Source organism: Okeania hirsuta, from assembly GCF_003838195.1.
Lineage (GTDB): Bacteria > Cyanobacteriota > Cyanobacteriia > Cyanobacteriales > Microcoleaceae > Okeania > Okeania hirsuta.
In genome coordinates this window covers 16,916-27,040 of the sequence record NZ_RCBY01000095.1, presented here as the reverse complement: position 1 = coordinate 27,040, position 10,125 = coordinate 16,916, and the positions used below count along the sequence as shown (strand labels likewise).

The 10,125-nt window shown below is 35.0% G+C and carries 9 protein-coding genes and 1 pseudogene; 3 read left to right on the top strand and 7 right to left on the bottom strand.

Going from position 1 to position 10,125, the window contains the following annotated elements:
• Window positions 1-172: 172 nt before the first annotated feature.
• Both D5R40_RS43670 and D5R40_RS16780 read right to left on the bottom strand, forming a co-directional pair.
• The gene (locus D5R40_RS43670; RefSeq protein WP_511035265.1) at window positions 173-580 is read right to left on the bottom strand and encodes a tetratricopeptide repeat protein; all 408 of its coding nucleotides are present in this window, start codon (window positions 578-580) and stop codon (window positions 173-175) included.
• A 361-nt stretch (window positions 581-941) separates the two neighbouring features.
• A complete protein-coding gene (locus D5R40_RS16780) occupies window positions 942-2,186 on the bottom strand; it encodes a GTP cyclohydrolase II (RefSeq protein WP_124146893.1) in 1,245 nt (414 codons plus the stop codon).
• 275 nt (window positions 2,187-2,461) lie between these two features.
• On the opposite strand from D5R40_RS16780, the gene D5R40_RS16775 reads away from it, so the two are divergent.
• From D5R40_RS16775 to D5R40_RS16765, 3 genes are all read left to right on the top strand, one after another.
• Window positions 2,462-3,499, top strand: coding sequence for an ABC transporter substrate-binding protein (locus D5R40_RS16775; protein WP_124146894.1), 1,038 nt, complete (start codon window positions 2,462-2,464; stop codon window positions 3,497-3,499).
• Window positions 3,500-4,011: 512 nt separating this feature from the next.
• Entirely contained in the window at window positions 4,012-4,584 is a 573-nt protein-coding gene (locus D5R40_RS16770) for a TerD family protein (RefSeq protein ID WP_124146895.1), read from the top strand.
• A 356-nt stretch (window positions 4,585-4,940) separates the two neighbouring features.
• Window positions 4,941-5,336 carry a VWA domain-containing protein gene (locus tag D5R40_RS16765; protein WP_240039142.1) on the top strand — a complete coding sequence of 132 codons (396 nt, stop codon included), beginning with the start codon at window positions 4,941-4,943 and terminating at the stop codon, window positions 5,334-5,336.
• A gap of 160 nt (window positions 5,337-5,496) precedes the next feature.
• Here D5R40_RS16765 and D5R40_RS16760 read toward each other — a convergent pair whose 3' ends face one another.
• The 5 genes and pseudogenes from D5R40_RS16760 to D5R40_RS42675 form a co-directional block, all read right to left on the bottom strand.
• Window positions 5,497-5,826 carry a XisI protein gene (locus D5R40_RS16760; protein WP_124146896.1) on the bottom strand — a complete coding sequence of 110 codons (330 nt, stop codon included), beginning with the start codon at window positions 5,824-5,826 and terminating at the stop codon, window positions 5,497-5,499.
• A complete protein-coding gene (locus D5R40_RS16755; RefSeq protein WP_124146897.1) occupies window positions 5,814-6,230 on the bottom strand; it encodes a XisH family protein in 417 nt (138 codons plus the stop codon). Before D5R40_RS16755 ends, D5R40_RS16760 begins: the two co-directional genes overlap by 13 nt.
• Before the next feature lie 140 nt (window positions 6,231-6,370).
• A complete protein-coding gene (locus tag D5R40_RS16750) occupies window positions 6,371-7,009 on the bottom strand; it encodes a transaldolase family protein (protein WP_124146898.1) in 639 nt (212 codons plus the stop codon).
• Between the two features lie 377 nt (window positions 7,010-7,386).
• Entirely contained in the window at window positions 7,387-8,052 is a 666-nt protein-coding gene (locus tag D5R40_RS16745) for a SanA/YdcF family protein (RefSeq protein ID WP_124146899.1), read from the bottom strand.
• Window positions 8,053-8,339: 287 nt separating this feature from the next.
• Window positions 8,340-9,513: pseudogene (locus D5R40_RS42675) on the bottom strand (quinone-dependent dihydroorotate dehydrogenase).
• Window positions 9,514-10,125 lie beyond the last annotated feature (612 nt).

Here is a 10,125-nt window from a genome sequence, read left to right as displayed (position 1 = left end):
AATTTTGAACACCGTGTAGACGGTGGGGTATTAAACCCACAAAGAAAATGATAATTAACAATAATACCATGTCCGGTTGAACAGTTATAAATAAATGATGGAGAAGTCAGGAGTCAGGAGTTAGAAGTCAGGAAGGAAGAAAGGGGAAGAGAAGGAGAAAGTTTTTTTATCACTAATTATCCGGACATGATATAACATCAGTATTATCAGGTTCTAGTTCCAAAACTTGTTCAAACCAAGGCAAAGATTCTTGGGTTTTTCCTAATTTTATCAAATAATTGGCATCGTCAATAATGCCTTGTAGAGATACTCTTAAAAAAGGAAAAGATTCTACACTTTTGCCTAATTTTATTAAACCATTAACGTAATTATTAATAGTTTTGACATTATCAGGCTCAAGTTGTAGAGATTTTTCAAATAAAGGTAAGGATTTTTTTACTCTTTCTAATTTGATTAAAGTACTAGCATAGTTAGTAATAGTTTTAACATTATTAGGCTCAAGTTGTAGAGATTTTTCAAATAAAGGTAAGGATTCTTCTACTCTTTCTAATTTGATTAAAGCACTAGCATAGTTAGTAATAGTTTTAACATTATTAGGCGCAGAGATTTTTCAAATATAGCAATGTGCGCTGGCATATTTACAAATTACAAGAACTGTCCAATAGCTAAAAGTCTTATATTATAGGTTTTTTATTCCCCCTTCCGGAGCTGTTGCCTGTTGCCTGCGCACAGCACTATAAAGGTAAGGATTTTCTATTCTGTCTGACTTGATTAAACTATTAGCATATTTATTGATAACTTTAATATTATTCGGTTCTAATTGTGTTGCCTTTTCAAAACAAGGTAAAGAATCTTCAACTTTAGCAAAACTTAGAACATTCCTAAATTCTCAAACTCAACCATAGATGATTTTTGTCTTTTGCCTTTTTACTTTTGCCTTCTCAAGACAACTCCCTTCCTTTAATTTCTGATAAAATAGTCTCATCAGGCACCTCCCCATCTGTATAATAACCCGCCGCTTTCTTCGCAGCAATTTCCACTTGCGCATCTTCCGGCACCAACTCATCAGGAATAGGTACGCGCTCAACTATTTTAATCCCAGAATTAACAATAGCATTATACTTCATATCGCTCATCGACACGAAACGGTCAATTTTCGTAATGCCCAACCAGTGTAAAACATCTGGCATCATTTCCTGAAACCGCATATCTTGGACTCCCGCAACACATTCAGTTCGAGCAAAATAAGCATCCGCGCGATCGCCACCTTCCTGTCTTTTCCGAGCATTGTAAACCAAAAACTTAGTCACCTCTCCCAACGCTCTCCCCTCTTTACGGAAATAAACAATGACACCGACACCTCCCTCCTGCGCTGTCTGAATACACACCTCAATGCCATGCACCAAATAGGGGCGACAAGTACAAATATCAGAACCGAAGACATCCGAACCGTTACACTCATCGTGAACTCTGACTGCAAGTTTCTTCGTGGGGTCAGCAACATCAGCAACATTTCCCACTATATATACAGTCGTACCACCAATAGGAGGCAAAAATAAATGTAAATCTGGGCGCGTTACCAATTCCGGAAACATTCCACCCATTTGTTGAAACAACACTCGACGCAAGTCACTTTCTTCCACATTCAGTCGTTTAGCAATTCCTGGCAAATGCCAAACTGGGTCGATCGCCGCTTTTGTTACCAATAAATTACCATTATCTTTAACAATATTGCCATCAACTTTCAATACACCTCTAGCAACAGCATCCTGTAATTCTGGCATATTAATATTTGCCTTCGTGACTGCAATAGTAGGTCGGATATCGTATCCTTGTTCATAGTAAGATGCAAATACTTCTTCCACCACTGCCCCTAATGGATCGAGACAGACAATTTTATCGGGGTCATACCAGCTTGGATAGGGGCCAATATGTGCTGCCGGAGAAGTATTTGTTAAATCAGCACGGTGATTTGATTGTAGTTTACCAGAGGCGATCGCCAGGGCACGATAAACAGCATAAGAACCGGAGTGAGTACCAATGACATTACGATGGTTAGGGTTACTCAAAGATCCAATCGCAGGTCCTCGCTCTATGGGGTCTTGAGCACCCCACTGCACGGGAATTGGTTTTTTGTCGGCAGGACCAGGATGAGATGTTAATACAATATGTTTATGCTTTGCCATTTTTTCTTAACTTTGAGATAATAATTACGCCATTAATTTTAATAAAATCAAGCATAGCATAATGTAACAAAGAACAACTTCAAGACCTTTTAATGAAAATCAAACAACATGAATTTCTATTGCCATAGTGTTCTATAATTAAGTGAGTATTTATCCAATAATACAGCACTTTTAATTTAAGAAGTGTGAGGCACAGTTTAATCCCTGTCCCCTATTCTCTGGTGACTTTGCTCAACTAAATAACTCTAGTAAAATATTAAGTTAAATAGATTCTGATGAATTATATTAATCGTCGTCAATTTATTCAGTATAGTAGCCTCGCTATTAGTACCAGTATATTAACAAGTTGTGCTACTCCTAATAACTCCAACTCTACTGCTAAAAATAATAAAAATCTTGACAAAGTAACCTATGGAACTAATTGGTATGCTCAAGGCGAACATGGAGGTTTTTATCAAGCAATTGCTACAGGAATTTATGAAGATTATGGTTTAGAAGTTACTATTAGAATGGGAAATGCTCAAGTAAATGGAACTCAGCTATTAGTAGGGGGAGGAATTGACTTTTTTATGGGGTCTAGTCTAGAAGCAATTCGCTCTGTAGAAATAGGAATTCCTACTATTACAGTTGCAGCTATTTTCCAAAAAGACCCCCAAGTATTAATTGCTCATCCAGGAGTAGGAAATGACTCTTTAGAACAACTAAAAGGCAAACCGATTTTAGTATCATCTTTAGCTGAAAAAGGCTATTGGCAATTTCTCAAAACTAAGTTTGGTTATACAGACGACCAGAGACGTCCTTATAATTCTAGTGTAGTTCCGTTTTTAGTAGATAAAAATGTAATTCAGCAAGGTTATCTGACATCTGAACCTTTCACAATCCAGCAAAAAGGAGGCTTTGAACCAGTAGTTATGTTATTAGCAGATGCCGGTTATAAACCTTATGCTACTACTATAGAAACAACAAAAGAAATGGTAGAAAAAAATCCTGATTTAGTCCAGAGATTTGTCCATGCTTCTATCAAAGGTTGGTATAGTTATTTAGAAAATCCTGAACCGGCAAATCAATTAATTAAAAAAGATAACCCAGAAATGAAAGATGATTTATTAGCTTATAGTTTAGAAAAAATGAAAAAATATGGTATTATTATTTCTGGAGATGCTTCCACAAAAGGTATCGGTGCTATGACAGACGAACGCTGGAAATTATTCTTTGATAGTGTAGTAGAAGCAGGATTAATTGAGCCAGATACTAATTATAAAGAAGCTTTTACTTTACAATTTGTTAATCAGGGAGTAGAAGCATATCAGTAATTAAAAAGCAATCAGCAATCAGCAATCAGCAGTCAGCAGTCAGCAGTAAATGTGTGCATTTGCGGAGCATTCCGGAACAGAAAGAGGATTTCAACCCCTAGCTCTAAAAGCTGAATCCTGTTTCTGTTGCGGAGCATTCCGGAACAGAAAGAGGATTTCAACCCCTAGCTCTAAAAGCTGAATCCTGTTTGCGGAGCATTCCGGTACGGAAATACTAAAAGCTAATAGCTAGTTAATAATTAATAATTAATCATCACCAATCCTGACAGTTATAGGATTGGTGAACAGAGTTTTGTTTAATTTATTTATTCTTTAAAAATTCTTTAAAACAGAGGCTTTAAACCTTAATTATCCGGTCAAAAATACTGGATAATTAATATTATATCAACAAATGAATATCACCAAACCCAAAATAGTTAAATACTCAGTTTATCACCTAATATACTAATTTTTATCAATAGTATTTACTGTATAATATAAATGAGCAAATAAGATGACGCAAGAGGTAAATTATGTCTATTAATCTCAGCAAAGGTGAAAGAGTAAATCTTTCCAAAGAATCTCCCAATTTGAAGCAAGCAGGTATTGGCTTGGGATGGGATATAAATACTACAGACACAGGGTCAGCATTTGACTTAGATGCTTCTGTATTTATGTTAGGAGCTAATGGAAAAATTCCAGCAGAAAAATACTTTGTTTTCTACAATAATCTCATCTCACCAGATAGTTCTGTTAAACATTCAGGAGATAGTAGAACAGGAGAAGGTTCGGGAGATGATGAAGTAATAGAAATTGATTTAACAATAGTAGACCAAGCTATTCAAGAAATAGTATTTGTAGTGACTATCCATGAAGCAGATGCCAGAAGACAAAACTTTGGACAAGTTAGAAATTCTTTTATTAGAATCTACGATATTACCACCGAAGAAGAAGTAGCCAAATATGAATTAGAAGAAGATTTTTCACGAGAAACAGCTCTAGAATTTGGCAGACTTTATCGCAAAGATAATGATTGGAGATTCCAAGCTGTCGGACAAGGTTATAATTCAGGTTTACAGGGATTTGTCGATAAATATGCCTCTTAAATCAGCTAATATTATTAAGTAGAACATGGTAAATTTTGGGCGCTATGTATCAAATTGTAAATTAGCTCAAAAGTTTATATTGATTGCCTTTAGGGTTTTTTTGATTAAAAATGCAACGTCTTTTTTTTAGCTTGCTCTACTTAGAATAATTTAGGAATTTGGCAATCAATGAAGAATATTTTTTTATTTAATCAAATTTAATCAGGTAAAAAATTATGCCCATATCTCTCGAAAAAATTGAAAGAGATGCTCCTAGATTAATCGATCTTGCTAAAAAAGCAGACATTTCAATCCTCAAGGCAAATCTGACAAATCATTAGGCTAAAGTTGCACTTTGTCTAGGTATTTCTGGCTCCATGTCCTACATTTATTCATCTGGTAAAATTCAAACTTTAGCAGAAAAAATATTAGCTCTAGAGCGTAGGTTCGATGATAACGGTTCTATAGAAATTTTTCTGTTTGGACAACATTCTCATCGGGTAGGAGAAATGACTTTAGGTAACTTCCAAGATTTTATTCCAAACATAGAAGAAGAATATCTTCTAGAAACAGGAACTTATTATGGCAAAGCCATGAAAATGATTAGAAATTTCTATTTTCCGGAGGGAAATGGCGATAGTAGAAATTCTCCTTTTGCTGCAGATAAACCCATTTATGTAATGTTTGTCACTGATGGGGCAACTACTGATGAAGAGGAAACACAAAACCAGTTAAAATGGTCGTCTTTTGAGCCAAATTTTTGGCAGTTTTAGATAGGAATTTTATCACAAGGGTAAAGCAACAGACAACAGGCAACAGGCAACAGGCAACAGGGGTAAAGAGGATTACCTTTTGATCACAGGATTTGGTATAATATAGTCTGGTGTTCAAACCAGGCTACTGCAACTTTTATTGTCTATATAGTAATCATTACTAACTAACAGCAAATTCAGTTAAACTACGTTTATATGGGGCATAAAACCCCAAGACAATATCTTTTTTAGGAACTCCAGCAGTTATTAATTGATTGGCAATTCCGATTTCTGTTCCATCTCTTTGAATCCATATTTTATTATCTCTTAAGTCAACATGAATAATCACACCATAGATTCTTTTTTGTTCTTTCCAGCCTATATTTAAGACTTGGTAATGATGGCGTTTTGTGTCAAATAGAAGTTGAATTTCTGTGTTATTTTTTCCATTATTAACTGAATGTTCGGTGAGAATTTTTTGGATAAGTTGAGAGTAATCTATTCTTTCCATAACACGACCTCCTGTTTGATAGAATCAAAAATTAAGAGTTTAATTTTATATTCCGCCAAAGAATCTTGAATAAATTGACGAGAAAAGAAATCTTCATAAGTATCTTGAGGAATTGCCCAGTAGAGAATTCTTTCTGGTTCTTCCAGTTTTAAAGCTAACCTATAATTGAGAATTTGCCCTAAAGCGAGATGAAATTCTGTAACTGCTGATGTACCTAAGAAAGACTTAATTTCTATGGTAATTTTTTGATCGGCTTTTTCGGCTGCAATTAATCTTTCTGCACCTAAATCTATGTAAAATTCTACATCATTTACTTTCAGATAAAGCGGATCGTTAGTAATCTTCCAGCCATCTTTTTCAATAGCGATACAAACTGATTGATGAAATATATCTTTGGCTGACACAGAATTTAATGATTAACACAATTACATTAGTATAAATAGTTATTATCTCTAGCCGCAGGAGCAAGCTTTTAAGAAACCTTGAAAATTCAATATTTATCCTCAATATAAACTATCTCCTACAGATATTTTATAATCGCCAATTAATACATAATTCCTCGCCCTTTTTCATTAAACTCTTTAAAAGTTTGCTCTGATAACTCCTGAGTAGTCATTGCTTGTAAAACAGAAAATGGTAATGTCAGATGATTAGCACCTGCCAGTAAAGTGGCCACAGCCTCATCAGGAGATTTTATACTTGCTGCTAAAATTTCTGTACCGCTACCCTGCACTACCTCAGCCATTTCCCGTACCAACTTTAAACCATCTCCCAATAATCTTGTTGCCCGGTTAACATAGGCGAGCGCGTATTTAGCACCCGCCTCTACAGCTACTACTGCTTGAGCAGGATGATATATTCCTGTCACAGAACAATTAATTTCTCCAGACAGATGAGATAGTGCTTGAAAACCAGTGGCAGTTGCCGGAATTTTCAGAACTATTTGATGACCAATTAATTTCGATGCAGCTTTCGCTTCTGCCATCATGTCATCAAAATTAGTAGCAGTAAGTTGGTAATATAATTCTCCAGAAACAATTTCTGAAAGTTCCTTTAATGTAGCTTCTGGAGACAAATCGCTTTTTACTAACAAAGTAGGGTTAGTTGTCACACCAGATATCCAACCAAATTTACTGGCAACTCTAGCTTCTGTTACTATTGCGGAATCAAGATAAAGAACCATTTTTTTTCTCCTACAAAAATTGGCGTTGCTGAAGCACGTGTATGATATTAATTTTAATTACGGGGTTGCACATTATGGAATGATTTTGCCAAAAATTGCTTTAGATTTTGACTAAGAAAAACCTAATATTAATCATTCTAGCAATTGATTAATCCACAATCCAATTCAATCAAAAATATCAAATCATTCGTCACTGTGCAACACCTTAATTACTAAGAAGTCAGTCCTCAGTCCTCAGGAGGGAACAAAGGAAGATATATATTTTTTAATTTCTTCCCCCTCTCCCCACATTCCCCTCCTGGGAGGGGTTAGGGGTAAGTTCCCCCAATGCGAAAATGTAGCAAACATTGATCGCGCTTGGTATAACCTACAACCTACTACCTACTACTAATTCCCTCAAAAGGTCCTAAAAAAGTAGGGCGAGGGCGAGTAATATGAACCTCTAACAATGCTTTTAAGACTGCCAAAAGTTCGCGGAGAGAATAACGTCTCATAGAATCATTTCTAAACTTTCCCCAATCTGGTGTACCTAAACCTGTAGCATCTACTCCCAGTTGACGACAGGTATAAACCGCACGAGGCAAATGATAACTTTGAGTTACTAAAACTGCTTGGGTAATGCCAAATATTTCTTTAGCACGATAACAACTTTCATAAGTGCTAAAACCAGCATAATCTAAAGTAATATCATCAACAGGTATACCACGGGAAATTGCATATTCTTGCATTGCTTTCACTTCATTATAATCAGGAGTACCATTGTCACCAGTCATCAAAATTTTTTTAACACTACCAGTTTTGTACAAGTTAACAGCTCCTTGTACTCGGTCAGCTAACATTGGCGTGGGAGTACCATCGTCCCATACTCCGGCCCCAAAAACTATAGCAATAGGTTGCTCTGGCACTTCTTCCGGGTTTTTGTATCGATATTTGCTTGTCGCTATTCTGACATAAACGTTTAAAGCTAGAGGAATTAGTAGTATTGTTAATATTAAAACTAGAAAAATTAAGCGTTGATTGAGTAAAAATAATTTAGGTAACATAATTAAAAATAGGTTGTATATTTTAGGTGTTAGGTGTTATATCAAATCCTGATAAATAAACTTTTAATACAAGGTAAAATCAGGGATAAAAGCTTAGTATTAACTACTATCAGGCATCTTCAATCATCAAAATTAAAATCGATCATCGTATACCAATCATCCATTATTTACCGGAAAATTGTGGTTTAAATTATCCCATTTTAAGGGGATAATAAATATTTTTTTCCTGTTCATCAATCAATTACGTTTTCAAGGAGAGGTAATTAATAATTATTAATTGTTGAACCCTATTCCCTATTCCCTTTGTGTGCCAAACCAATTGCTTCAGAAATAGAATTTAATCCTCTTTCATCTAACTTTTGCAGTAATCCTTGGAGAATTTGTTTGACCATTCCCGGTCCTTGATAGACCCATCCTGTGTAAACTTGAATTAGACTTGCCCCCGCAGTAATTTTATCCCAAGCATCTTCTACAGTAAATATACCCCCTACACCAATAATTGGTAATTTTCCTTGAGTTTCTTGCCAGATAAATTTAATGATTTCTGTTGCTCTTTGAGTTAATGGTGCGCCACTAATTCCACCTGCTTCTTCAGTGACAAGTTTACCAGTTTTGGCAATAATTTTAGTTTTTAATTCATCACGGGAAATAGTTGTATTGGTGGCAATAATTCCAGAGATTTGATATTGTTTAATCAGGTCTAGTATTGAGGCGATCGCTTCTTTTTCTAAGTCTGGTGCAATCTTAACTAAAATTGGCTTAACACCTTTATTTTCTGCTTGTAAATCTGCTAAAATATTACTTAAGTTTTCAGTGTTTTGCAGGGAACGTAGCCCAGGAGTATTAGGAGAAGAAACATTGACTACAAAATAATCACCCCAATCTTTTAACAACTTAAAACTACCTAAATAATCGGTTGCTGCTGCCTCTAAAGAGGTTATCTTGGATTTACCAATATTTATACCATAAGGGAAAAAATTCGGATAAAAAGAATAATTATTCTCCTGTAATCTGAGAACCTCTGGAATATTTTTTCCTTGAGATTACAATCTCAAGGAAAAAATTCGGATAAAAAGAATAATTATTCTCCTGTAATCTGAGAACCTCTGGAATATTTTTTCCTTGAGATTGTAATCTCATAGCTAAAGCAGCAGCACCTTGATTATTAAATCCCATTCTATTCAAAGCAGCTCGATCCATTGGCAAACGAAACAATCTTGGCTGAGGATTTCCCGGTTGTTGATGAAGAGTAACTGTACCAAGTTCAGCAAACCCAAAACCTAATTGAGGCCAGGCATTAATGGCCACACCATCTTTATCATATCCTGCAGCTAAACCCACGGGATTTTTAAAGTTTAATCCCCACAAAGTTTGTTCTAGGCGAATATCCTCAAAACATAAAGATTTTTGCATTATTGTCTGCAAGCTACTTATTAGTTTACTGGAGGAGTTAGTATCCATAAAACTGAGAATATTTAGAAGTTGATGATGTACCCATTCTGGATCAGCTTTTAATCCAGAAAATAGAGTCGGAAATATGACAGAACGATAAATATTTAACACTTGATTCTAAATAGTAGTTGACAATTAAAAACTAAAAATTAAAACTCAAATTTTTATCAGGTATAATCTTGGAATGACAAGACTCTTTTTGATCAAAGCACACTAATTAATTCTCGATCATCAATATATCATTTAGATCGAGTTAGCTGGAATACTACTGATAAATAAGGGAAACAGCAGTAAGAGTATAGATATGCAAGGTCTCAACAGGAGAATTTCATACAATCTCTCTTTCTCATCAGCAAAAACAAGATATTTTATTGATAAAGGCTTATCTAAAGTTGATATTAAATCGTATTTACAGATTTAGCGGACAAAAAATTAATACTGATTAGTCAAAAATATTGAGAATATGATGTCCAGTTGAATGCTGATAAATAAACAGTAATAGGGGGTGCCGAATATGGGTTATGAGGGCAGAAATAAAGCAAGAGAACATAGGAATAGAAAGTTTTTGACCACAAGCTAACTAATTAAGCTGACATACTATAATTTATTTCTTTTATTCTC

Excerpts from the sequence above, each read along its gene's own strand:
- D5R40_RS16780 (WP_124146893.1), bottom strand. The coding sequence starts at position 2,186 with ATGGCAAAGCATAAACATATTGTATTAACATCTCATCCTGGTCCTGCC.
- D5R40_RS16775 (WP_124146894.1), top strand. The coding sequence starts at position 2,462 with ATGAATTATATTAATCGTCGTCAATTTATTCAGTATAGTAGCCTCGCT.
- D5R40_RS16770 (WP_124146895.1), top strand. The coding sequence starts at position 4,012 with ATGTCTATTAATCTCAGCAAAGGTGAAAGAGTAAATCTTTCCAAAGAA.
- D5R40_RS16765 (WP_240039142.1), top strand. The coding sequence starts at position 4,941 with ATGTCCTACATTTATTCATCTGGTAAAATTCAAACTTTAGCAGAAAAA.
- D5R40_RS16760 (WP_124146896.1), bottom strand. The coding sequence starts at position 5,826 with ATGGAAAGAATAGATTACTCTCAACTTATCCAAAAAATTCTCACCGAA.
- D5R40_RS16750 (WP_124146898.1), bottom strand. The coding sequence starts at position 7,009 with ATGGTTCTTTATCTTGATTCCGCAATAGTAACAGAAGCTAGAGTTGCC.
- D5R40_RS16745 (WP_124146899.1), bottom strand. The coding sequence starts at position 8,052 with ATGTTACCTAAATTATTTTTACTCAATCAACGCTTAATTTTTCTAGTT.